Below are 22,545 nucleotides of genomic sequence, written 5' to 3'. Positions count from 1 at the left end.
TATAATTATGCTTAATAAATTTATATTAATTCTTTTTTTACTGATTGGTGTTTCAGCGAAAGCGCATCAGCCAGAAGTTTCTACGACTATGTTGGTTCAAAACGAAAATAACGTTTGGGTACTACAAATTAGTGCGTCTTTAACAGCATTTCAAAAAGAAGTCAGAACACATTTTCCTGAATATAAAACTCCAGAACAATTTCAGGAAATGGTCTTAGAACACATTAAAAATAATTTGGTAATTACATTTAACGATAACCAAAACATTACACTTAGTAAGGGTATTGTCAAATTAGGGCATGAAACAAAAGTGGTTTGTGAAATACTTGGAGTGCCTTCAGTTATAAAGACTGTTTCTGTTCAAAACACAGCATTTAAAGATGTTTATAATAATAAAAGCGCTTTAGTCCTGTTAAAAGATGGCTTTAATAAAGAACATTTCGTTTTAAATAAAAAAAATAATCATAATCTAAAGTTAGCGAGTAAGGATAACAAGTTTGTTGTAGTTACAGTAAATGAAGCTAGCTTCTTTTCTCCTTTAATACTTGCTGCTTTATTAATGGTTTTAGGTTTAGGGTTTTTATTAAAAGCAGTAATCTCAAAAAAAAATACAATATGAAAAATAAAACTCTAATTTTTGGATTAATAGTATCGGTTGTATTTTCTTTTATTAGCTGTAGCAGTGATGATAGTGATAGTATAGGTGCAGAAGATCAAAGTGACGATATAATCCAAGAATCTTTTTTTAATGCGACATCACTGGTGTCCTATGAGAAAGTCGATTGTACATTGGAAGATGGCTCGCAAGGAGACTGTTATCAATTAGTGTTTACCAGTAATCCGGTAGAAAATGGTCCATACTGTCCAACGACTATTGATGATGTTGGAGGATTAGGGATTTATGACGGCGCGACAAATGCGGGATTTCAAGTCATGAAAGCTAGCTTGTTTAATGCAATGGAAGCTGATGGCTATGATATTGTGGATGATAATGGCGATATACATATCGATGATTTCAATTCTGGCGCAACAAATCCAGATTTTGCGTATTGTTTAGAAGCTGCTCCTAATAATAATTTATTGCTAACTTTTTTAATTCCAGCGACGCCAGTTTTAGCATCAAGTAACAATGTGATTGATACGGTAGAATTGGTTGGTTTGTCTTTAGATGGCGTGCCAATTAATGGAGATCCACCATCTGTAGTTAATGGTCCCGGTGTTCCTGGAATCTCTGGTGGTAATATTCCTTCTTTAGATCCTTGTGGTGGTCATCATGATCCTGCAGGGTATTACCATTGGCATTTTGTGCCAGAAGTAATGAATCAAGTTTTAGAAGCTAACGGTATAGATGATGTTGCTTGTACATTAATTAACCAAGTGTCAGGAAGTCAGTTAATAGGTTTTGCTAAAGACGGATTTCCAATTTATGCTTATCAAGTAGAACCTTCTGATTTAGATGAGTGTGGCGGTATTACTGGAAGTACTACAGAATATCCTGATGGTGTTTATCATTATGTAGCAAGTACAACAGACGCGCCTAATGTACCAAAATGTTTAAAAGGTGTCGCCGCGATTAATAGTTTTTCATTCCAATAAATTATGAAAACAAAAATCATTATACTGCTAATGTTATTCACCGTGGTTACAGCAGTTAAGGCGCATAATCCATTGTCAGCAATGTATTATTTAGAGGTGAACCAAGATATTAATATATTAAATATCAGTTTAAGTCAAAACGGTTTAAATGAAGCTTTAAAAAAACATTTTAGTGATTTAAATCTGGAAACACTATCAGCAACGGATTATAAACAAAAAGCAATTGGGTATATAAAAGATAATTTTAATTTAATTGTAAATGGGGTTACAATTAAGCTTTTAGAAGGCGGGATAAAATTAGGAAACCATGAAACTGATTTGAAATTTATTATAGATCTTTTTCCTAAATACATCAATACTTTGGACGTGCAGATTGACGCTTTTAAGGAAAATAATCAGCATCAATCCGTGTTTTCAATTGTAATAGATAATAAAACAAGCAGAGTTATTTTAAATAAAGAAAATAACTATAAAGTCGCACTAGAATTTAGTGAGAATAAAGCGGAATTAAAAAAAGAAAAAATTAATAAAAGTTATTTGTTTGTTCTTTTTCTTATTCCGGTAGTAATCGTTACAAATAATTATATAAAAAAAATCAAACCAAAATGAAAAACAATCTTAAAACAGTACTTACAGTCTTTTCTATGCTATTATGTTTTAGCGTATTTGCTCAAGGACCTCCGGGTGGCGGTGGTCAAGGCGGAAGAGGTGGCGGAAAAGGCCAAGATCGAGGTGGTAAACCGGATGCATCAGAGATTCTTTCAAAATTAGACACTAATAAAGATGAAGTTATCGATAAAGACGAAGCTGCAAATGATAAAAGAGGAAAAATAGCAGAAGATTTTGATGATATTGATACTAATGGAGATGAGGTAATAGATTTGGATGAGCTTAAAGCGTCATTGGACACCAGAAAACCTAAAAAGATTTCAGCTAAAAAAATACTTAAAGAAGTTGATGATAACGGAGATGGAACATTAAATGAATTAGAAGTTGCTGTTGAAAAGAAATTAGAGTTAATGGATCATTTTAGTGAGATAGATACTAATAGTGATGCGGAACTTGATTTGGATGAGCTAAAAGTATTCTATAATAGTCAGGACAAACCTAAACGTAAAAACAAAGATTAATTGTAATTAATTTAAACTGACAGATGAAACATGTATTTAAAGTTTTAGCAATCATAATTGTAGGTCTTTTGTTTGGTTGCAACAGTAAAAAAAAGACAACATCTCATACTCATGATGGTTCAGGAAACCATTCGCATGACACAGAAAGTGTCGTTAAATCAACAGCTAATTATTACGGTAATTATGATTTAGAGGACAGTGCTTTTGGAACAAAAACTAAAGTAACAATTGTTGGAGATACACGTGTTATGGTGACTAACTCATTACCAAACCATGAAACAGGAACCTTTCCAAATCCTGGAAATCCTAACACTATAGCTTCTCAAGACATCACTTATAAATTTCCGGTAACACCAAGATATACAGGAAAAGCACAATGGATGAGAGAGCCAGGAGTCGCTTTAAACGGAATTAAATTTGAACCTCAAACTGCTGAGGTCGTTGTTTGTGACACAGGAGAAAATTATCGTGTCGAGGCTATTCAAGATGTTATAGATCTTGGTTTAGATTTTAACCATGCACACGTACAACCTACCGGAGCGTATCATTATCATGGAACACCAACATCAATGATTTCTAAATTTGATAGTGGGCAAGATTTAGTTCATATTGGATTTGCACATGATGGTTTTCCTATGTACTATTCTAAAAGTGGACAATACAAACCAAGTTTTAAATTATTAGATGGGACAAGAGCAGGAGAAGATTGTACTTATGACAATCCAAAACAACATATGGATATTTCTGTTGGTGGTCATCATGACGGGACATATGGCTCAGATTACGAGTATGTCGCTGATTATGGAGATTTAGATGAGTGTAATGGTATTACTGTAGCTGGTAAGTATATGTATTTAGTGACTAGCCAGTTTCCTTATGTTGGGCGTTGCGTTATGGGGGAAGTTGAAGCAGAACAACAAGGGCCACCAAATGGACAAGGTGATCGTCCTGATTCATCTCAAATAATAGAACAAATGGATGCTAATAAGGATGGGAAACTTTCATTAAAGGAAGTTAAAGGGCCTTTAAAAGAAGACTTTTCTAAAATAGACGCCAATTCAAATGGTTTTATTACTAAAGAAGAGTTGCAAAAAGCGTCAAAAGGTGGAGATCAAGGACCGCGAAGAGGGCCTTCTCAAGGCGGAAGAAATTAATTTATAAAAAAAGCGCAAGTTATTTTTATAACACGCATCTAAAAGAACATAAATCACTAATAACTATATAAAATGAAAAACGTATTTAAATTATCTTTTTTAATATTAACCGCATGTACAGTCTTTGTATCATGTAGTGATGATGACGCCTCATCTAGTACAGATACAGATACAGATACAGAAGGGACTACTGCAACATTACATGCTGCTTTTAACGAGTTTAGTACAACTAACACGTCAATAGCATTAAGTGGTTCAAATGTAACAATACAAACTAATGGGTTACCTGATCATACATCTCCATATTGGTCAAATACAGTGTCAAGAAGTTTAGTTGGTCCTGAAGGAGAAACAATGACTACTGTTTCTAGCTCAAATCACGCTTTATGGGTAGAGCCGACAGTAACAAGTTACGATCAAATGGCACCTGGGAATATTGACGATTTTAACGGTTCATATTCATTAACAGTATCTGCAGATCCACAATTGGCAAGTAGTTCTACAGCAACGGGGTTAGGTGCAATTGGAATATCAGTATCTGGATCAGTTATTTATAACGATGAGGAAGGACCAAATATCCCTTTAGATAATGCAGTTGGATCTTTAGATTATACAGCAGCACATACAGGACCGCAAAGTTACCATTACCATTTAGAGCCTAAAGCTTGGTCTGATGATGACGAAGAGTTAATTGGTATTATAGCCGATGGTTTTTTTCTTTATGGACGTAAATGTAACGCTACAGGAACATACCCTACAGATTTAGATGCATCAGGAGGACATACAAGTACAACGCAACATACAACAACCGCAGAGTACCATTACCATATTGAAAACGAATTATATTTAAACGCATACTATATATTATTTCCAGGTGACTATCAAGGAACTCCAAGCAATATTCAATAAAAACTGTTTTTTATTCAGTTTAATAATCTTTTTTAATTGCCAAGATAAAGCGGTTAAAAAAGAGATGGCAAGTAGTGGTCAGATTGAAATTTCTGAAGTCGTAATCCCTAAGTCTAAATTAGTCTTTAAACAAAATATCGGGCTTGTGTATTATCAAGACAAGCCTTTTAATGGGGTTTCGGTTTTATATTATCCAAACGGTACAAAAGCAGAAACTGTCGTTTATAAAAATGGAGAAAAAGAAGGTGCTTTTAAAAAGTGGTTTCAAGATGGATTATTAAGTTTTGAGGCCTTTTATTCCAAAGGGAAATTAAATGGTATTTCTAGATCTTGGTGGTCTAATAGTAATTTAAGATCAGAGTCTATTTTTGTTAACGGAATTGCAAATGGGGTTCAAAAACAATGGTATTTTTCTGGCGAAAAATTTAAACAGATGACTATTGTAAATGGTAGAGAAGAAGGTATGCAACAAGCATGGCGTCGTAATGGTAAAATTTACAATAATTACGAAGCCAAAAATGGGCGTATTTTTGGATTAAAAAGAGCCAATTTATGTTTTCAATTAGAAGAAGAAATAGTACAAGATGAAAAAATATAATTTAATAATTGTAGTTCTAATGTCTCTTGTTGTGTTAAGCTGTAAAGAGCAAGTAGAAGAGAAAAGTAGTAGGGTAGATGGTCTTCCTTACTATAGTGATGCTAGTTTTACACCGCATTGGTTGGATAGTAAAAGTGAAGCTTTAAGTACATTCCATAAAATACCTGAGTTTAATTTAACGGACCAAGATGGTCAAAAAGTAACAGAGAAGACGTTTGAGAATAAAATTTATGTTACAGACTTCTTTTTTACATCATGTCCTGGGATTTGTCCAAAAATGACAGAAAACATGTCTGTTTTACAAGAAGCATTTAAGGACGATGCTGAGGTTTTATTATTGTCGCATTCAGTAACACCAGTTAAAGATTCTGTGTCAACATTAAAACACTACGCAGAAGGCAAAGGTGTTATTTCTAATAAATGGCATTTAGTAACTGGAGATCGAAAACAAATTTATGATTTAGGACGACAAGCTTATTTTGTTGAAGAAGACTTGGGAGGCGTAAAGAAAGATGATGATTTTTTACATACTGAAAACTTTGTGTTAATCGATAAGGATAAACACATCAGAGGAATATATAATGGTTTAAATAAAACTGCTGTACAACAATTAATTGCAGATATTAAAACCTTAGAAATTGAAGATAAATAATTTTGGTTGATTATTTTTTTTGAAAAGCTTCGCTGTAATGGTGGAGCTTTTCTATTTTTATAGAAATATTAAAACTTATGAAAAAAGTAATATGCCTTATTTTTAGTTTGTCACTAATAGTTGGTTTAGGAGGCTGTGGTGTTGGTAAATATAAAACGGTACCAAAACCAATTAAAACAACCTTTACTGCTGTTCAGATTGAAACGTTAATTGAAGATGATGCTTTAAATGTAAGAGCTATTGAAATAATGGACACTACAGGTTTGGTTTATCTTACATCTAATGGCCAATTTGGAATGTATTTTAATAAAAATACTGCGGTTACTGATCAAGTAAAATCAGTATTTCCAATTACTGTAAAACATGATAGTATAACGCCAAATTTTAGAGCTTTGGCAGTGACAAAAAACCGTGCGTTTGGATTAAGCATTGGGTCACCTGCATTAGTCTTTAATTTGGATGTTGATTTGCATAAAAATACGGTGGTGTATCAAGAAAATCATGAGAAAGCATTTTATGATTCTATGGAGTTTTGGAATGACAGTGAAGGTATTGCGATCGGAGATCCTACAGACGATTGTTTAAGTGTTATTATTACTAGAGATAGAGGAAAAACTTGGACAAAACTATCGTGTGATGTTTTACCAAAAGCAAAAGAGGGTGAAGCTGCTTTTGCTGCAAGTGATACTAATATAGCTATTGTAGGCGATAAAACTTGGGTAGCCACAGGTGGTAAGGCTAGTCGTATTTTATATTCTCCTGATAAAGGAAGTAGTTGGGAGGTCTTTGATACACCAATGATACAAGGTCTTGAAACAACAGGGATCTATAGTCTAGATTTTTATGATGAAAATAATGGCTTTGCTGTAGGGGGAGATTATACTAAAGCAGATGTTAATTTGGCTAATAAAATAAAGACTACTGATGGCGGAAAAACATGGCAAATTATGTCTGATGGCTCTGGACCTGGTTACAGAAGTTGTGTGCAATACGTGCCAAATAGTAATGCGCAGCAATTAGTGGCTATTGGTTTTAAGGGTATTGATTACAGTAGTGATGCTGGTAATACTTGGACGCATTTAAGCGATGATGGGTATTATACGCTTAGGTTTATAAATGAGACTACCGCGTATGCAGCAGGTAATAAGAAAATTAGTAAATTAACTTTTAAATAGACCGTTTTTAATAGTATAAATAGCGTCATTCTGAATTTATTTCAGAATTACATTATTATTATTATTATTATTATCAAATGATGTAAAACTAAAAGAAGTTAAATCAGAGCAAAAAAAAGAAGCCAATTGGCTTCTTTTTTTTATTTCTTATTGTCTTTATGCCTACCTCTAAACTCTTCAATCATTTTTCTTTTAAAGGAGCGTTCTGCATTAAATAATAAGACTATTTTTTTATAACTTATTATTTGGGAGAGTTTGTCTATATATACTTTATAGCTCTTAACTTTGGCTTCTTCCAAGTCTTGCATGTCTTTTATTAAAGCTTTAGCTTCACTATCGGTTAATTTCTTAACATCAATATTGTTTCTTTTAGCTTGAGACACATCTCGTAAGATGTGTTTTTCTTCATCAAACTTATTGTAAATAGGCCAAAAGGCCTCAGCTTCCTTAGGTGTAAAGTCTAATTGCTCTGTGATATGTGCAACTTTTAATGCTTTTAATTTTTCATGCTGTTTTGCTTTGTCTTTTTGCGCGATAGCACTAAAAGATAGGAGTAAGACAAATAATGTTATAAGAGGTGTTTTCATTGTCGTGTTTTTTTAGTCTTGATATAAGTCGTTTAAGTCTATATCGTCTATATAGTCATCGATTTCTATTAAATCATAAGTAATAAAATCTGTTTGTGATAATTCAGAATCACCAATTAATAAGTTAAGATCATTAATCTCTATTTCATCTAAAATATAGTTTTCTACTGTTACCGTATCTAAGGCGTCTAAAGTTGGTGTTGTTTTAAATAAATTTAAATTAAATAATAAAACGATTGCTGCAGCAGCACTTGATATAGATAATATTGTTTTTTTGCTAAATAGGTTAAATACTTTTGGTTCTGGTTTATCTATTTTAGATAAGATAGCAGAATCGAGCGTGTCAAAGTAATTTTCTGGAGTTTTAAAACCTGAAGCTTTAGTGTGCGTCTCTAATAGTGCTTGTGTTAGAATAGCATCTTCTAATCCTTCAAAATAGTCTTTTGGGACTTTAAATCCAGAAGTATTAATTGTATTTAGATTTTCTTTTTTCATTGTACTAGTAAGACTATCAAAATCTTAAATGGTTTAATTTGCTTTTAAATATGCTTCAATTTTTTTAGAGGCTATATGATAAGATGCTTTAAGTGCACCTTCGCTGGTTTCTAATATTTCGGATAATTCACTGTATTTTAAGTCCTGAAAATATTTCATATTAAAAACTAATTGTTGCTTTTCTGGAAGCGTCGCTATTGCTTTTTGTAATTTTAATTGAATAGCCTCTCCTTCAAAATAAACATCAGATTCTAAATTATTAATTAATAGATCCTGAACCTCTTCATTATTAATATTTTTTAATTTTGAATTTCTTTTTAAATGGGTTAAAGCCTCATTAGTTGCAATTCTATAAATCCAAGAATATAATTGGCTGTCTCCTTTAAATTTACTGATGTTTTTAAAGACTTTAATAAATGTATTCTGTAAAACATCGTCAGCATCGTCGTGAGACTTTACAATATGTCTGATGTGCCAATATAATCGCTCTTTATAGCGCGTTATTAGAGTTTTAAAAGCAGCATTTTTATCTCTATCAGATTGTAGTTGCTTTATTAAAATAGTTTCATTGTCTGACATACATAAACTTAGACTCTAAAATAGATTAATAGTTTAATTAAAAAGCATATTATTTAATAAATTGTGCAAACCTTTCTTTTTAATGCGTTTATCCTGTTAAATACCGACAAAGAGTTTGTTTTTATCGATTAAAAGCAGATTCTACTTGTTTGCGACTAAAATATATATTAAATTTGTGCCATAAGAATATTTATGTTGTTAGCCCCAAATCTAACTATGTATAAAAAAAAAGGATAAACTCATGTTTATCCTTTTTTGATTTATTCTGTTTACATATTATTCAAAGCTTTGCATTTCTACTAATCTTTTATACATGCCGTCTTTATTTAAGAGTTCTGTATGCGTACCTTGTTCTACAATTTGGCCTTTTTGCATGACTATAATTTCATCCGAATTTTGAATAGTAGAAAGTCTATGCGCAATGACAATAGATGTTCTGTTTTTCATCATATTCTCTAGTGCAACTTGCACTAAACGTTCACTTTCAGTGTCTAAAGCTGAGGTCGCTTCATCCAAAATCATAATTGGAGGGTTTTTAAGTACAGCTCTGGCAATACTTAATCGTTGCTTTTGTCCTCCAGAAAAGTTGTTACCTGCATCACCAACGTTCGTTTCGATACCGTTTGGTAATTCGCTAACAAATTCCCAAGCATTTGCTATTTTTAGAGCATCAATTATTTCGGCTTCTGTGGCATCAGGTTTACCTATTAAGATATTATTTTTAATGGTGTCATTAAATAGGATAGAGTCTTGAGTGACAAGTCCCATTAAGCTGCGTAGTGATTTTTTAGTGACGTTTTTAATATTTTGGCCATCAACAGTAATGTTACCATCATTAATGTCGTAAAAACGGGTCACTAGGTTTGCTATTGTACTTTTTCCACTACCTGATTGTCCTACAAGTGCTATTGTTTTTCCTTTAGGGACATTGATACTAAAGTTTTTTAAGACGTAGTTATCATCATATTTAAAGGAGATATTATCAACTTTTAATTCGCTTTCAAAACCTTTTAAAACAGTAGCGTTAGGTAAGTCTGGTAACGCGTCTTCTTCATGTAAAATTTCAAATACACGATCCGCAGCAGCCATTCCATTTTTGACTTTATAAGAAGCCTTACTTATAGCTTTAGCAGGAGTTAGTATCGCGTAGGCAAGGCCCATGAATGCTAAAAAGTCTGTTCCTTTTATAATGTTTTCAACAAGTACTAGTTGACCTCCATACCATAAAAGAACAGCAATAGTTGCAATACCTAAGACCTCACTTACAGGTCCGGCAAGATTGTTTTTTACACCTATTCTATTAGATAGTTTCAGAATTTTATTGGAGGAATTCGTAAAATTATTAGAAAAAATGTTTTCAGCATTGTAACCTTTTACAATCTTTAAACCTGTTAGAGATTCTTCTACAATCGAAATTAATTTACCCGATTCTTGTTGTGCTTTTAACGAGTTACTTTTTAGACTTTTTCCTATTCTGGATATTAAAAATCCTGCAAAGGGTATAAATAATAAAACAAACAACGTCAATTTCCAACTAAATGAAAACATGAATATTAAAGAAAAAACAATAGTTGCTGGTTCTCTTACGATGAGCTCCAATGCAATAAAAAACGAATTTTGCATTTCGTTTATGTCTCCTAAAATCCTAGCCATTACATCTCCTTTTTGTCTTTTAGAATAAAAGCTTAAAGGAAGTTTTATAATTTTTTGGTACATATCTTTTCTTAGGTCGTTTAATACGCCATTTTTAAGATACATCATATGTTGATTAGCAAAATATCCAAATAAATTTTTAAATAGAAAGGTCGATATAACTAATGCAATAACAATAACTAATGCCATTTGTGGATTACCGTTATCTAAGTATCCGCTAACTTTATAGTTTAATAATTGTTCTCCGTAGTCTTTTAGATCTGATAACCCAGTCCATACAGGAGCTGTTGTTTCTGTAGTGGTTTGACCAAATAATACATTAAGCATTGGTATTAAAGAGATAAATGCTAAAGCACTAAATAGGGCATATAATAAGTTGAAAATCACGTTAAAAACCACGTGCCTTTTAAACTTTTTTACAAATGGTAAAAGTTGGTGTATTATTTTTTTCATTTAGTTTAGGTGCATATCTTTTAATATAGCATCAATTTTACTTTCCAATTTTTGTTCCGTAGCTTCAAATTCTGACACATTGTCTAATGTTGTGTTAACGCTGATGTAGAATTTTATTTTTGGTTCTGTACCACTTGGTCTTAACGCAATTTTACTACCATCTTCTGTATAGTAAATTAAAACATTAGATTTAGGGATGTCTATTACAGTTGTAGTATTGTCTAGCGTATTTTTTGCTTCCGATAGTTGGTAGTCTTCAATTTTGATGACTTTAGATCCATTAACAGTTGTTAACGGGTTTTCTCTAGCATCAATCATCATTTGTTTGATTTCTTGAGCACCTTCAATACCTTTTTTAGTAATAGATATCAAACGCTCTTTATAAAAGCCATGTTTAGTGTAAAGTTGTATTAATTCTTTATAAAAAGAACTTCCTTTTGCTTTAGCTTGGGCTGCAATTTCGCAAGCAAGTAAAGCAGAAGTTACAGCATCTTTGTCTCTTACAAAGTCACCAACCATAAACCCAAAACTTTCTTCTCCACCACCAATAAACTCTTGATTAGGAAAGTCTTTAATCATTTTTGCAATCCATTTAAAACCGGTCAGACCAATTTTACATTCGACGTTAAAGGCATTTGCCAAAGCGGACATCATTGGAGTAGATACAATAGTACTTCCTATAAATTGATTATCATTTATTTTGTTATTGCTTTTCCATTGTTGTAATAAAAATTCGGTCATCATAACCATGGTTTGATTTCCGTTTAATAAAATCATTTTATTATCAAGGCCTCTTACTGCAACACCAACTCTGTCACTGTCAGGGTCTGTACCAATAACAATGTCACCATCAACCTTCTCAGCCAAATCTAAAGCCATTTTAAGTGCTTCAGGTTCTTCTGGGTTTGGAGATTTTACTGTTGGGAAATCGCCATTAGGCTCACGTTGTTCTTCAACAATATGTACCTTTTTGTATCCAGCACGTTTAAAAGTTTCTGGAATAGTGGTGATTGACGTCCCGTGTAACGATGTAAATACAACGTTTAAATTGTCTTTATCTTTTTGAGGCGTGTCAAAACTTCCATTTTTTACTGCTGCATCAATAAATACGTTATCTACAGCTTCACCTATATATTCAATTAAATCAGGTTTTGCTTCAAATTTAATTTCGGCATAATCAAGCGCATTAATTAGGTTAATAATTTCAGCATCTTGTGGTGGTACTAATTGTCCACCATCTTGCCAATACACTTTATAACCATTATATTCTGGTGGGTTATGTGATGCTGTTAGTACTATACCACAGTGACATCCTAAATGTTTTAAAGCAAAGGATAACTCGGGAGTAGGGCGTAGGTCTTCAAATAAATAGACCTTAATATTGTTTGCAGAAAAAACATCTGCAACAACTTTTGCTAAACTCTTACTATTATGTCTACAGTCAAAAGCAATGGCGACTTTAAGTGTTTCTCCTGGAAAAACTTGGTGCATATAATTGCTGATTCCTTGTGTATTTTTACCTAAAGTATATTTGTTAATTCTGTTGGTTCCGATACCCATAACGCCACGCATACCACCAGTACCAAACTCTAAGTTTTTATAAAAACTTTCTTTAAGTTCTGTAGGTTCTACCGCAATAAGGTTTTTTATATAATCTTGTGTGTCTTTATCAAAAGCTGGTGTTAGCCAAGTATTGACTCTTTCTAAAAGTTCTGGATCGATGTGTCTCATTGTTATAAGTATTGATTGCAAAAATAAGGAATTGCAAAAAGGTTAATATTTAAGAAGCTGTTATTTAATAGCTTGGGCTTCTAAATTTAGGGATTCTTTTATTAAGTATCGTTTTGTTTCTGTTCTTTGACGTAAAATTATTTCGCCTAAAAAACCTGCAACAAAAAATTGAGAACCTAATATCATGGTGACTAACGCTAAATAAAATTGTGGTCGTTGTGTAATTAGTCTGCCAGTCGTGTTAAAAAATAGTTTATCAATTCCTAAATAAATAGCAAACATAAAACCTATACCAAGCATAATAACACCAAGTGCTCCAAATAAGTGCATGGGGCGTTTGGCAAATTTTGATAAAAACCAAATTGTAATTAGGTCTAAAAAGCCATTAATGAAGCGATCCATACCAAATTTTGTTTCGCCATATTTTCTAGCCTGATGTTGTACAACCTTTTCTCCAATTTTTGAGAAACCAGCATTTTTTGCTAATACGGGAATATATCTGTGCATTTCGCCATTAACATCAATGTTTTTTACCACATTATTATGATAGGCTTTTAATCCACAATTAAAATCGTTTAGTTTGACACCAGACGTTTTACGTGCCGCCCAATTAAATAATTTTGAAGGTAGGTTTTTGGTTATTTTATTATCAAAACGTTTCTTTTTCCAACCAGAGACTAAATCAAAGCCTTGTTTGGTAATCATACTGTATAATTCAGGAATTTCTTCTGGATTATCTTGCAAATCAGCATCCATGGTAATAATAACATCACCGATTGCTTGAGCAAAACCGGCATGTAATGCTTGGGATTTTCCAAAGTTTTTTAAGAATCGTATTCCCTTAACGTTTTTATCTTTTATTTGAAGTGTTTCTATAGTTTGCCAAGATAGGTCTGTACTACCGTCGTCAATAAAAAGTATTTCATAAGAAAAACCATTGGATTGCATGACATTTGCAATCCAATGGTGTAATTCTGTTAAAGAGTCTTCTTCGTTAAGTAGTGGTATGACTACAGATATGTCCATAATTTAATTTGAAATATATTTTCAAAGATAAAATTATTATTCGCTTTTAAGTACCAATCCTGCTATTAAAGAAACGATTAATCCAAAAATTAGAGATCCAATAATACTTACAGTGCTTATAAATCCTGCAGAACTAAAAAAATCAAGCATTTTCATTGCTAAATCTGCGTCTTCAGAGCTCATATTTTCAGCTTGTTTTTGTAATTCTACTATTTGAACTTGTCTCATTGCCTCAATAAATTCAGGTTGGATATAAGTATAATGAAGATAAGTGTAAAGCGCTATTAGTATACCACCAATAGCAGCAGTACCCAATCCTACTTTTAATGCTTGACCAAGTGTTAAATAATTATTGTTTGTTTTTTTATAAGCTATAATCGCTAAAACAAATACAGCTACTGTTCCTAATACGTTTATAGTACCAATTACAAGGTTCTTTTGCATATTTGTAACATATAAGATTACAATTACTGCTATAGAAAAAAGAGCGTAATAAAGACCATAGTTGGTTGCAATAGGTTTAATAGATGTGTTTTCGTTTTCCATTTTAAATTATTTAAGTGAGTTAATTACTTGTTAGTATAAAAGTACAACAAAACGTTACAAAAAATAACTATAAAAGTTTTTTCGAAAATATGTTGTTAGTTTGTAAAAAATACTTAAATTTGCACCTCGAATTTAGTTAAGATAAAAAAGCATTTAGCGATGAAAAAAGGTATACATCCAGAAAATTATAGAATGGTAGCATTTAAAGATATGTCAAACGATGACGTGTTTTTAACAAAATCTACTGCAAACACAAGCGAAACTTTAGAAGTTGACGGTGTTGAATATCCAGTAATAAAAATGGAGATTTCTAGAACGTCTCACCCATTTTATACAGGTAAGTCTAAATTAATTGATACCGCTGGTCGTATCGATAAATTCAAAACAAAATACGCAAAGTTTAAAAAATAAACGAAGCGATTATTATATTTTAAAAGCCTTTCATTTTATGAAAGGCTTTTTTATTTTTAGTAATTACTTTACTTTTGATACCATAACTATTAAAGTTGTTAGATGCAGAGTGGAATGCTTGAGTCTTTAACTTTTAACTTATAACTTTAACGATGAATTATATCCTTTTTGACGGAACAGTACGTAACCAATTACTTCCATTTACTTATACTAGGCCAGTTGCAGACATTAGAGTTGGTATTTTAACGATCAGAGAAAAGTGGGAATTATATCTAGATACAACAACGACAACGGTTACAGAAGATTATTTGTCGGAAAAATATCCAATGGTAGAATTGGAAGAAAATGTTATGCTTAATGCGGCTTATTTACCTAATAGTGAGTTGGTAGAGTTAATACTGGGGCTGAAAGATAATCAGGCCATATTTAAGGATGAGGACGTTATTGCTTTTTATACTACAGATACGCAGGATGCTATAGATTTTGACACGTACGATGCTATAGAGTTTGATAACGATATTACAAAAATAGAACACACCTGGGATATCTTTTCTAAAAACGGAGAGGTTATTCAGCAAGATTTTGATTTACTAACTGATGGTCGAAAATCGCAACCTATTCCAGCAAGTAATAATGTAATTGCGCCAGAGAATATTTTTTTAGAAGAAGGTGCTAAACTTGAATTCACGACATTAAATGCAAGTGCAGGTCCAATTTATATTGGTAAAAATGCTGAAATCATGGAAGGAAGTCTTGTTAGAGGTCCTTTAGCGTTGTGTGATAATGCTACTTTAAAACTAGGAACAAAAATATATGGACCAACGACGGTTGGGCCACATAGTAAAGTTGGAGGAGAAGTTAATAATTCGGTTTTATTTGGATATTCAAATAAGGGGCATGATGGGTTTTTAGGGAATTCGGTTATTGGAGAATGGTGTAATTTAGGTGCTGACACTAATAATTCTAACCTTAAAAATAATTATGTAGAGGTTAAACTTTGGGATTATGAGACAGAACGCTTTGCAAAAACGGGATTACAGTTTTGTGGTTTAATGATGGGGGATCATAGTAAATGTGGTATAAACACGATGTTTAATACAGGAACAGTTATAGGAGTTAATGCTAATATATTTGGAAGCGGATTTCCAAGAAATTTTGTACCGAGTTATAGTTGGGGTGGCGCTTCAGGTTTTACAACGTATTTAACATCCAAAGCTTTTGAGGTGGCAAAAGTAGTTATGGCTAGAAGAGGAATTGAATTTTCAAGTCAAGACGAAACTATTTTAACCCAGGTTTTTGAGGATACAAAAAAATATAGAAAAGAATAGTTGTTTACTGATTATCAATAATTAGCATTGATTTGTAGGGCTTTTTTTGTTAATTTTAAATTAAAATTCTATATTAGGTACTCCAATACTTTATAATGACCCTTTTTTTTAAAAACATCCTTAAATTCTCTATATTATATCTTATTCTCTATTTATTGGATTCTTTTTTAAAGAATAATCAAGAGCTGTCACCCTATCGATATCTCTCTAAAACGTTGTTAAGTTTTAGTTTGCTAATTTTCTATTTATTAAATACCACTCAAGAGGATTCTGGTAAGAAAAAATTAATAATAATAGCGCTATGTTGCTTTGCGGTTGGGGACTTGTTTTTTATCGCGGGTAATCGTGGTAATATGTGGCACTTTATGTTTGCTGCATTCTTGTTTATAATCGCTAAAGTTTGTTATTCCGTTCGGTTTTTCAATAATAAAGACTTTAAAATCAGTAAGCTTATTCCTTTCCTATTGTTTTGCTTTTGTTACATGAGTATTATAATGGCAATAGTCTACAATCAATTGGGTGTGTTTTTTATTCCTCTATTAATTTACCTGTTCGTGGTAATGTTATTAATGCAATTTGCTTATCTCAGAAAAAATGAGGTTAATTCTGAAAGTTTTTGGTTTGTTATTTTTGGTGTCATTGCTTCTATGATAGCAGATAGTTTAGATATCTTAAAGATGTTTTACGATCCTGAAATGGCCTATAATAAAATAACTATTATGTTTTTTTATTGTCTGTCGCAATACTTAATAATAATAGGAGTCTTAAAAGAAACGAAATCTTCAGCTAATCAGGAAAACGCTTTAATATAAATGTCAAGTATGCTCAAGCAAATTAAGTACTTTTCGATTTTATATTTTCTATTGTTGTTAGTAGATATTTATACAAAGATAACTATGCCTGATATTCCTTATAGGTATATAACAAAGACTATAGTATTAGGAGGGCTTTTAATTTTTACAAAGTACTATTGTTACGATAAAAAGAATAAGACTTCTAACTATTTGTATTATGGACTTATTCTGTTTTTTATTGGTGATATATTAATAATAGACCATACAAATACGATTAGGTTTGTTGTAAGTATGATTTTATTTGTAGCAGGAAAAGTCTGTTATACTTTAAAATTTAAGCATAAAGAGGATTTTAGTACCAAGCGTTTGATTCCTTTTTTTATAGTTTGTTTTTTGTTTTTAGCGATTGTATATGATTTTATTTATCATAATTTAAAATTGTATTTTATACCAGTTACGCTTTATTTTTTTATTTCATTGATAATGATTCTTTTTGCTTTTATAAGAAAAGGAGCGGTCAATAATAAAAGCTATTATATTGTTTTCGCAGGTGTTGGTGTGTTTCTTTTTTCTGAGACAACTATGGTTATCAAAACGTTTTATGGTGATGTTTTGTATCAAGATTTTTTTATAATGTTTTGTTACGCTTTAGGACAGTATTTAATTATAATTGGGGTGTTATTTGAAAATAAGGAGCTTACAGAAAATAGTGTTATCTTGTAGTCCCTAAGAACGATAAATAATTAATTAGTGCCTGCTTCAAATGCCTTTATTTTTTAAAAATAAACGATATCTTTCTCTCTTTTTTTTTCTAGTTCTAGGAATAGATCTATATTTTAAGACTAGCGATAATCCCATTTATTTTAGATATTTTTCTAAAAGCTTAATTATTATAATAGTGTTTTTGTACTTTGTTTTTAGTAATAATCAAAAGCAAACAAAGGATAAATTTTATATTTTAGGTTTGTTATTTTTTTGGATTGGTGATATACTTTTATTACTGTATGAAACCCCTATTTTATATCTTTTAGGAATGTTGTTTTTTAGTATAGGAAAACTATTGTATAGCAAACGTTTTTCGCATCAAAATGATTTTAAAATGGCCAGCTTACTGCCTTTTTTTGTAGTTGTATTTACCTATACGATTATTATCATACTATATATTTATGATAATCTAGGAAGCTTTTTTGTTCCCTCTATTGTTTATTTATTTACTTCAATGCTAATGGGCTTGTTTATTTTTTTAAGAAAGGATGCGGTTAACAAGAGTAGTTTTTATCTGATAATGTTTGCTTTTCTGTGTAGTATTATTTCAGATACAGCAGGAGGGTTAGAGTCGTTTTATAATCCAGGACTTCCGTTTCATGAGATCATTGTCATGTTATTTTATGGCCTATTTCAATACTTTGTGGTGGTTGGTTTAACTAGCGAGAAAACGATTACACAAGACGATTTGCACAACAAATTTGTGAAAATTTAATTTGTTTTACTCACGTGTTTAAGTTCTAGAAGATTTGTAGGATTGCTCCCTAATCCAATCACGTTTTTTTGTGTAAATCGAATGACTTCATCATAATATAAAGGAACTATTGGTGTGTTTTTTAATACCAAACTATCCATTTTAGTGTATAGTTTTAACCGTTCTAATTCATCTGTTTCTATAAATGCTTGCTTGTACCAATCGTCAAATTTTGGATTTGAAAAATGTGTATAATTAGGACCATTAGGCGCAAAGTTATCGGAATAAAAAAGAGATAAATAATTTTGTGCATCTGGATAATCTGCGACCCAACTTGCTCTAAATACATTCAATTTACCATTTGCTTTTCCTTCTTTTAAACTAGAAGCGGGTAATACATCGACTGCAACTGTTAAGCCGATTTTGGTTAATTCGCGTTGGATGTATTCGCAAAAATTAAGATAATTACTTGTGGTTGTAATCGTGATTTTCGGAGTCACATTACCTGATTGCTCTTTATAGTCTGCAATTAGTTGTTTGGCTTTTTCAGGTTGATAGGTGTAGCCAATTGTCGCACTATGACCAGGCAAACCTTTAGGTATAAATCCACCTGTAGCTGGTATGCCTATACCATTTCGTAGATAGGTCATCATTTTTTGTTTATCAAACCCATAGTTTACAGCTTCTCTTATTTGTGCAGATTGGATTTCATTTACATCGGAATCCATATAAAAAGCTAGGTATTCGGTGTTTAAATACGGGCTTCTTATTAAATCAATAGTTGCTGTGTATTTGTCTCTTAATACGCCTTGGGTTGTTAATATTTCATCTTGATAGGAGGCATCAAGACTATTTAAAAAGTCCAAGTTACCTTGAATAAATTGCATGAATTCACTTTGCTTATCAGGTAAAAAGGTAATTGCAACAGCTTCTAGATACGGCAGTTTTTCGCCTTGAGCGTTAGTTTCAAAATACTGTTCATTTTTTCTAAAGACTAGTTTGACGTTTTCCTCCCACCGCTTAAACTTAAAAGGGCCTGTTCCGATGGGATGTGCTCTAAAGTCAGAACCGTAATGTTCTGTAACTTCCTTGGGTACAACACTACAGTATTTCATGGTTAATAATCCTAAAAATGCTGGGAAAGGTTGTTTTAAAGTGATCTTAAAAACAGAATCGTTCATGGCTTTAAAATCAAACACTTTGTTAAATATCCAACGTCCCGAGGACGCTATATTAGGGTCTAAAACACGATTAAAGCTATATTCAAAATCATGTGCTGTTACTTGTCTTGTCGAATCTTTTTTAAATAAGTTATGCTTATGAAAATACACATCGTCTCTTAATACAAAAGAATACTCTAAAGCATTCTCAGAAACGGTCCACTGTTTTGCTATACTTGGTTGGACTAGTAAACTGTCATCCATTTGTACCAAACCATTAAATAATTGATTTACTGCCCAGATGTCAGCATTGTCTTTCGCGAAAGCGGGATCCAAAGAACCAATATTTTTATGTTCGTTATATCTAAAAACAAGATGCTCTTTAGTCGTATCCGTTGTGTTAGAGCATGAAACAGCTATTAAAGATAAAACAAGTAAGGTAAAATAGGGTAGTGGGTTGTTGTTAAAAAGAGTCATCAATAGTTAATCGTTATTTAAGCTTTAAAACACCTTTTAGGGCTTAAAAAAAATACGTAATTTTGCAATCACGAATTTGTAATTACACTAGGTAAATATAAACATTCTAACTTAGCATTAAAGACTATTTTAAATTGAATACTAAAAAGAAAGTTGGCTTTTATACTTTAGGTTGTAAACTTAATTTTTCTGAAACATCTACAATTGCACGATCGTTTAAAGACGAAGGTTTTGATCGTGTGGATTTTAATGATGCAGCAGATATTTATGTTATAAACACTTGTTCTGTTACAGAAAATGCTGATAAGCGTTTTAAAACGGTAGTTAAACAAGCGCAAAAATCTAATGCGGAAGCTTTTGTTGTGGCAGTGGGTTGTTACGCGCAATTAAAACCTCAAGAATTAGCGGATGTTAATGGTGTGGATTTAGTTTTGGGTGCGACGGAAAAATTTAAGATCACAGACTACCTAAATGATTTGTCTAAAAATGATTTAGGAGAAATCCATTCTTGCGAAATTGAAGACGCCGATTTTTACGTCGGAAGTTATTCTATTGGTGATCGTACCAGAGCTTTTTTAAAAGTACAGGACGGTTGTGATTATAAATGTACCTATTGTACTATTCCTTTGGCAAGAGGGATTTCGCGAAGTGATGAGTTACAAAATGTCCTTAATAATGCTAAAGAGATTTCTGCAAAAGGTATTAAAGAGATTGTTTTAACAGGAGTAAATATCGGGGATTACGGTAAAGGTGAGTTTGGTAATAAAAAGCACGAACATACTTTTTTAGAACTGGTTGAAGCGTTAGATAAAGTGGAAGGTATTGAACGCCTTCGTATTTCTTCTATCGAACCTAATTTACTTAAAAACGAAACGATAGATGTGGTTAGTAAATCTAGAGCATTTGTACCTCATTTTCATATTCCATTGCAAAGTGGGAGTAACGCTGTTTTAAAAGCAATGCGTCGCCGTTATATGAGCGAGCTATATGTTGATCGTGTTATTAAAATAAAAGAGGTCATGCCTCACGCCTGTATTGGTGTCGATGTTATTGTTGGTTTTCCAGGAGAAACTGAAGCACAATTTTTAGAGACTTATAATTTTTTAAATGAATTAGATATCTCTTACTTACATGTGTTTACGTATTCTGAAAGAGCAAATACGGTCGCTGCTTCATTGGAAGATGTAGTGCCAAAAAATATAAGAACAAAACGTAGTAAAATGTTACGAGGTTTAAGTGCTAAAAAACGTCGTGCTTTTTATGAAGGTCAAATAGGTACAAATAGAACAGTATTATTTGAATCCGAAAATAAAGAAGGCTACATTCATGGTTTTACAGAAAACTATGTTAAGGTTAAATCACCATGGAATCCAGAGCTGGTAAATACGTTGCATGACGTAGCACTTACCAAAATTGACGATGATGGTTTGGTTAGATTTGATTTTGTAGAAGCATATATAGCATAAAAAAAACCGAAGTGTATAGCTTCGGTTTTTTTTGTTAATTTGTTTAAGAGGATCAGATTCTTAGACCTACAGGTAATAGTTTTTTATAGCGTCTATTACGCCTTATAAACTTTGCTATTTCTGGACTTGTAGGCACAACACTTAAGTTACGCTCTTCAATGTTATCAAAAACAACAGTTAAAAATTCTGATATAAATTCCTCACTACTAAGTTCTTCCGGAAGTATTAGTTTTGTTAAAAAAATCTTTCGTTCTTGTAAAGAGTATTCGATTTTGGCAAAATGATCATCAATTTTCAGTTCAAATTGACGTAAAAAATCATTGTCAACTAACTCAGCTGCATCCATCATATCTATAAAGTTTTATTAATTATTAGGAGAGTTTCAAAAATAGTACCAAACTATTTTATAGCTTTACGCTACAAATATACGAAATTATCTAATAGCAATAGCCTTGCATAGTGTTAAAACCTTATGAGTCAGCAAGTAATACCAGTCTATCTAATGCCAGGAATGGCAGCCAATCCTATCATTTTTGAACACATAAAATTACCCGAAAATCAATATGAAATCTTTTGGTTGGAGTGGAAATTGCCAAACAAAAAGGAAACCATTTCTGACTATGCAAAACGCATGTGTGAAGATATAAAACATGATAATCCTGTTTTAATTGGGGTCTCTTTTGGAGGGATTTTGGTTCAAGAAATAAGCAAGATTATTGCGGTCAAAAAGGTTATAATAGTATCCAGTGTAAAAACAAAACATGAGTTACCAAAACGGATGAAGCTATTAAGAACAACTAAAGCTTATAAAATCTTGCCTACCCAATTGTTAAGTAATATCGATTTATTAGCTAAATATGCCTTTGGTAATACTATAACCAAGCGTATCGAGTTATATAAAAAATATTTATCCGTTAGTGATAAAAACTATTTAGATTGGGCTATAGAACAGGTGGTATGTTGGGATCAAGACTTACCTTTGCAAGATATAATACACATTCATGGTGATAATGATATGGTCTTTCCGTTTTCAAATTTGGAAGATTGTATTAGTGTCAAAGGCGGAACGCATATTATGATCATTAATAAGTTTAAGTGGTTTAATGAAAACCTACCAAAACTAATTGCTTAAAAAGAGAGCGATTTGAATAAAAATTTTTAAATTT

25 protein-coding genes are annotated in these 22,545 nt (G+C 31.9%); 16 read left to right on the top strand and 9 right to left on the bottom strand.

Translation table 11 applies throughout. From position 1 onward, the window contains the following. The first annotated feature begins 7 nt into the window (after window positions 1–7). The 9 genes from H0I26_RS16915 (at window position 8) to H0I26_RS16875 (ending at window position 7,214) form a co-directional block, all read left to right on the top strand. Window positions 8–619, top strand: a complete 612-nt coding sequence (locus H0I26_RS16915) for a hypothetical protein (RefSeq protein ID WP_218700110.1) — start codon at window positions 8–10, stop codon at window positions 617–619. After that, window positions 616–1,596: a YHYH protein gene (locus H0I26_RS16910; RefSeq protein ID WP_218700109.1), complete on the top strand. Its 981-nt coding sequence runs from the start codon at window positions 616–618 to the stop codon at window positions 1,594–1,596. Before H0I26_RS16915 ends, H0I26_RS16910 begins: the two co-directional genes overlap by 4 nt. 3 nt (window positions 1,597–1,599) lie before the next feature. Then, the gene (locus tag H0I26_RS16905; RefSeq protein WP_218700108.1) at window positions 1,600–2,205 is read left to right on the top strand and encodes a hypothetical protein; all 606 of its coding nucleotides are present in this window, start codon (window positions 1,600–1,602) and stop codon (window positions 2,203–2,205) included. Then, entirely contained in the window at window positions 2,202–2,726 is a 525-nt protein-coding gene (locus H0I26_RS16900) for a hypothetical protein (protein WP_218700107.1), read from the top strand. Before H0I26_RS16905 ends, H0I26_RS16900 begins: the two co-directional genes overlap by 4 nt. 23 nt (window positions 2,727–2,749) lie before the next feature. Beyond that, complete coding sequence (locus H0I26_RS16895; RefSeq protein ID WP_218700106.1) at window positions 2,750–3,880, top strand: YHYH protein; 1,131 nt, start codon at window positions 2,750–2,752, stop codon at window positions 3,878–3,880. A 72-nt stretch (window positions 3,881–3,952) separates the two neighbouring features. Next, complete coding sequence (locus H0I26_RS16890) at window positions 3,953–4,789, top strand: YHYH protein (protein ID WP_218700105.1); 837 nt, start codon at window positions 3,953–3,955, stop codon at window positions 4,787–4,789. 64 nt (window positions 4,790–4,853) lie between these two features. After that, window positions 4,854–5,387: a toxin-antitoxin system YwqK family antitoxin gene (locus tag H0I26_RS16885; RefSeq protein WP_256935171.1), complete on the top strand. Its 534-nt coding sequence runs from the start codon at window positions 4,854–4,856 to the stop codon at window positions 5,385–5,387. Continuing rightward, window positions 5,374–6,039, top strand: a complete 666-nt coding sequence (locus H0I26_RS16880) for an SCO family protein (protein ID WP_218700104.1) — start codon at window positions 5,374–5,376, stop codon at window positions 6,037–6,039. The genes H0I26_RS16885 and H0I26_RS16880 overlap by 14 nt, the downstream gene beginning before the upstream one ends. Window positions 6,040–6,116: 77 nt before the next feature. Beyond that, complete coding sequence (locus tag H0I26_RS16875) at window positions 6,117–7,214, top strand: WD40/YVTN/BNR-like repeat-containing protein (RefSeq protein ID WP_218700103.1); 1,098 nt, start codon at window positions 6,117–6,119, stop codon at window positions 7,212–7,214. 140 nt (window positions 7,215–7,354) lie between these two features. On the opposite strand, the gene H0I26_RS16870 is transcribed toward H0I26_RS16875, so the two are convergent. The 7 genes from H0I26_RS16870 to H0I26_RS16840 all read right to left on the bottom strand — a co-directional run bounded on the left by H0I26_RS16870 (window position 7,355) and on the right by H0I26_RS16840 (window position 14,284). Continuing rightward, window positions 7,355–7,801 (bottom strand): sensor of ECF-type sigma factor, encoded by a 447-nt coding sequence (locus H0I26_RS16870; RefSeq protein ID WP_136583918.1) that lies wholly within the window; start codon window positions 7,799–7,801, stop codon window positions 7,355–7,357. 12 nt (window positions 7,802–7,813) lie between these two features. Next, window positions 7,814–8,296 carry a hypothetical protein gene (locus tag H0I26_RS16865; protein WP_218700102.1) on the bottom strand — a complete coding sequence of 161 codons (483 nt, stop codon included), beginning with the start codon at window positions 8,294–8,296 and terminating at the stop codon, window positions 7,814–7,816. 33 nt (window positions 8,297–8,329) lie between these two features. Next, window positions 8,330–8,875, bottom strand: a complete 546-nt coding sequence (locus H0I26_RS16860; protein WP_101019606.1) for an RNA polymerase sigma factor — start codon at window positions 8,873–8,875, stop codon at window positions 8,330–8,332. 276 nt (window positions 8,876–9,151) lie between these two features. Next, window positions 9,152–10,981, bottom strand: a complete 1,830-nt coding sequence (locus tag H0I26_RS16855) for an ABC transporter ATP-binding protein (protein ID WP_218700101.1) — start codon at window positions 10,979–10,981, stop codon at window positions 9,152–9,154. Beyond that, window positions 10,982–12,712, bottom strand: a complete 1,731-nt coding sequence (locus H0I26_RS16850; RefSeq protein ID WP_218700100.1) for a phospho-sugar mutase — start codon at window positions 12,710–12,712, stop codon at window positions 10,982–10,984. It lies immediately after the preceding gene. Window positions 12,713–12,772: 60 nt separating this feature from the next. Beyond that, window positions 12,773–13,738 carry a glycosyltransferase family 2 protein gene (locus H0I26_RS16845; RefSeq protein WP_218700099.1) on the bottom strand — a complete coding sequence of 322 codons (966 nt, stop codon included), beginning with the start codon at window positions 13,736–13,738 and terminating at the stop codon, window positions 12,773–12,775. Between the two features lie 36 nt (window positions 13,739–13,774). Continuing rightward, window positions 13,775–14,284 (bottom strand): DUF4199 domain-containing protein, encoded by a 510-nt coding sequence (locus H0I26_RS16840; protein ID WP_218700098.1) that lies wholly within the window; start codon window positions 14,282–14,284, stop codon window positions 13,775–13,777. Window positions 14,285–14,443: 159 nt separating this feature from the next. Between H0I26_RS16840 and H0I26_RS16835 the strand changes: the two genes are divergently transcribed. The 5 genes from H0I26_RS16835 (at window position 14,444) to H0I26_RS16815 (ending at window position 18,297) form a co-directional block, all read left to right on the top strand. Beyond that, window positions 14,444–14,695: a type B 50S ribosomal protein L31 gene (locus tag H0I26_RS16835; protein ID WP_090839648.1), complete on the top strand. Its 252-nt coding sequence runs from the start codon at window positions 14,444–14,446 to the stop codon at window positions 14,693–14,695. Window positions 14,696–14,847: 152 nt separating this feature from the next. After that, complete coding sequence (locus H0I26_RS16830; RefSeq protein WP_218700097.1) at window positions 14,848–16,023, top strand: GlmU family protein; 1,176 nt, start codon at window positions 14,848–14,850, stop codon at window positions 16,021–16,023. Between the two features lie 95 nt (window positions 16,024–16,118). Beyond that, window positions 16,119–16,835 (top strand): lysoplasmalogenase family protein, encoded by a 717-nt coding sequence (locus H0I26_RS16825; protein ID WP_256935170.1) that lies wholly within the window; start codon window positions 16,119–16,121, stop codon window positions 16,833–16,835. Between the two features lie 84 nt (window positions 16,836–16,919). Beyond that, window positions 16,920–17,540 (top strand): lysoplasmalogenase, encoded by a 621-nt coding sequence (locus H0I26_RS16820; protein WP_218700095.1) that lies wholly within the window; start codon window positions 16,920–16,922, stop codon window positions 17,538–17,540. A gap of 40 nt (window positions 17,541–17,580) precedes the next feature. Further along, window positions 17,581–18,297 carry a lysoplasmalogenase gene (locus H0I26_RS16815; RefSeq protein ID WP_256935169.1) on the top strand — a complete coding sequence of 239 codons (717 nt, stop codon included), beginning with the start codon at window positions 17,581–17,583 and terminating at the stop codon, window positions 18,295–18,297. On the opposite strand, the gene H0I26_RS16810 is transcribed toward H0I26_RS16815, so the two are convergent. Continuing rightward, complete coding sequence (locus H0I26_RS16810; protein WP_218700093.1) at window positions 18,294–19,913, bottom strand: ABC transporter substrate-binding protein; 1,620 nt, start codon at window positions 19,911–19,913, stop codon at window positions 18,294–18,296. The two genes, H0I26_RS16815 and H0I26_RS16810, sit on opposite strands and share 4 nt — an antisense overlap. A 134-nt stretch (window positions 19,914–20,047) precedes the next feature. Between H0I26_RS16810 and mtaB the strand changes: the two genes are divergently transcribed. Beyond that, the gene (gene mtaB, locus H0I26_RS16805) at window positions 20,048–21,379 is read left to right on the top strand and encodes a tRNA (N(6)-L-threonylcarbamoyladenosine(37)-C(2))-methylthiotransferase MtaB (protein WP_218700092.1); all 1,332 of its coding nucleotides are present in this window, start codon (window positions 20,048–20,050) and stop codon (window positions 21,377–21,379) included. Between the two features lie 52 nt (window positions 21,380–21,431). On the opposite strand, the gene H0I26_RS16800 is transcribed toward mtaB, so the two are convergent. Then, window positions 21,432–21,728: an N-acetyltransferase gene (locus H0I26_RS16800; RefSeq protein WP_218700091.1), complete on the bottom strand. Its 297-nt coding sequence runs from the start codon at window positions 21,726–21,728 to the stop codon at window positions 21,432–21,434. A 123-nt stretch (window positions 21,729–21,851) separates the two neighbouring features. On the opposite strand from H0I26_RS16800, the gene H0I26_RS16795 reads away from it, so the two are divergent. Further along, a complete protein-coding gene (locus tag H0I26_RS16795) occupies window positions 21,852–22,511 on the top strand; it encodes an alpha/beta hydrolase (protein WP_218700090.1) in 660 nt (219 codons plus the stop codon). Window positions 22,512–22,545 lie beyond the last annotated feature (34 nt).

Source organism: Olleya sp. HaHaR_3_96, assembly GCF_019278545.1.
Lineage (GTDB): Bacteria > Bacteroidota > Bacteroidia > Flavobacteriales > Flavobacteriaceae > Olleya.
This window is presented reverse-complemented; position numbering and strand designations above follow the sequence as displayed.

Excerpts from the sequence above, each read along its gene's own strand:
- H0I26_RS16915 (WP_218700110.1), top strand. The coding sequence starts at position 8 with ATGCTTAATAAATTTATATTAATTCTTTTTTTACTGATTGGTGTTTCA.
- H0I26_RS16910 (WP_218700109.1), top strand. The coding sequence starts at position 616 with ATGAAAAATAAAACTCTAATTTTTGGATTAATAGTATCGGTTGTATTT.
- H0I26_RS16905 (WP_218700108.1), top strand. The coding sequence starts at position 1,600 with ATGAAAACAAAAATCATTATACTGCTAATGTTATTCACCGTGGTTACA.
- H0I26_RS16900 (WP_218700107.1), top strand. The coding sequence starts at position 2,202 with ATGAAAAACAATCTTAAAACAGTACTTACAGTCTTTTCTATGCTATTA.
- H0I26_RS16895 (WP_218700106.1), top strand. The coding sequence starts at position 2,750 with ATGAAACATGTATTTAAAGTTTTAGCAATCATAATTGTAGGTCTTTTG.
- H0I26_RS16890 (WP_218700105.1), top strand. The coding sequence starts at position 3,953 with ATGAAAAACGTATTTAAATTATCTTTTTTAATATTAACCGCATGTACA.
- H0I26_RS16885 (WP_256935171.1), top strand. The coding sequence starts at position 4,854 with ATGGCAAGTAGTGGTCAGATTGAAATTTCTGAAGTCGTAATCCCTAAG.
- H0I26_RS16880 (WP_218700104.1), top strand. The coding sequence starts at position 5,374 with ATGAAAAAATATAATTTAATAATTGTAGTTCTAATGTCTCTTGTTGTG.
- H0I26_RS16875 (WP_218700103.1), top strand. The coding sequence starts at position 6,117 with ATGAAAAAAGTAATATGCCTTATTTTTAGTTTGTCACTAATAGTTGGT.
- H0I26_RS16870 (WP_136583918.1), bottom strand. The coding sequence starts at position 7,801 with ATGAAAACACCTCTTATAACATTATTTGTCTTACTCCTATCTTTTAGT.
- H0I26_RS16865 (WP_218700102.1), bottom strand. The coding sequence starts at position 8,296 with ATGAAAAAAGAAAATCTAAATACAATTAATACTTCTGGATTTAAAGTC.
- H0I26_RS16860 (WP_101019606.1), bottom strand. The coding sequence starts at position 8,875 with ATGTCAGACAATGAAACTATTTTAATAAAGCAACTACAATCTGATAGA.
- H0I26_RS16855 (WP_218700101.1), bottom strand. The coding sequence starts at position 10,981 with ATGAAAAAAATAATACACCAACTTTTACCATTTGTAAAAAAGTTTAAA.
- H0I26_RS16850 (WP_218700100.1), bottom strand. The coding sequence starts at position 12,712 with ATGAGACACATCGATCCAGAACTTTTAGAAAGAGTCAATACTTGGCTA.
- H0I26_RS16845 (WP_218700099.1), bottom strand. The coding sequence starts at position 13,738 with ATGGACATATCTGTAGTCATACCACTACTTAACGAAGAAGACTCTTTA.
- H0I26_RS16840 (WP_218700098.1), bottom strand. The coding sequence starts at position 14,284 with ATGGAAAACGAAAACACATCTATTAAACCTATTGCAACCAACTATGGT.
- H0I26_RS16835 (WP_090839648.1), top strand. The coding sequence starts at position 14,444 with ATGAAAAAAGGTATACATCCAGAAAATTATAGAATGGTAGCATTTAAA.
- H0I26_RS16830 (WP_218700097.1), top strand. The coding sequence starts at position 14,848 with ATGAATTATATCCTTTTTGACGGAACAGTACGTAACCAATTACTTCCA.
- H0I26_RS16825 (WP_256935170.1), top strand. The coding sequence starts at position 16,119 with ATGACCCTTTTTTTTAAAAACATCCTTAAATTCTCTATATTATATCTT.
- H0I26_RS16820 (WP_218700095.1), top strand. The coding sequence starts at position 16,920 with ATGCCTGATATTCCTTATAGGTATATAACAAAGACTATAGTATTAGGA.
- H0I26_RS16815 (WP_256935169.1), top strand. The coding sequence starts at position 17,581 with ATGCCTTTATTTTTTAAAAATAAACGATATCTTTCTCTCTTTTTTTTT.
- H0I26_RS16810 (WP_218700093.1), bottom strand. The coding sequence starts at position 19,913 with ATGACTCTTTTTAACAACAACCCACTACCCTATTTTACCTTACTTGTT.
- H0I26_RS16800 (WP_218700091.1), bottom strand. The coding sequence starts at position 21,728 with ATGATGGATGCAGCTGAGTTAGTTGACAATGATTTTTTACGTCAATTT.
- H0I26_RS16795 (WP_218700090.1), top strand. The coding sequence starts at position 21,852 with ATGAGTCAGCAAGTAATACCAGTCTATCTAATGCCAGGAATGGCAGCC.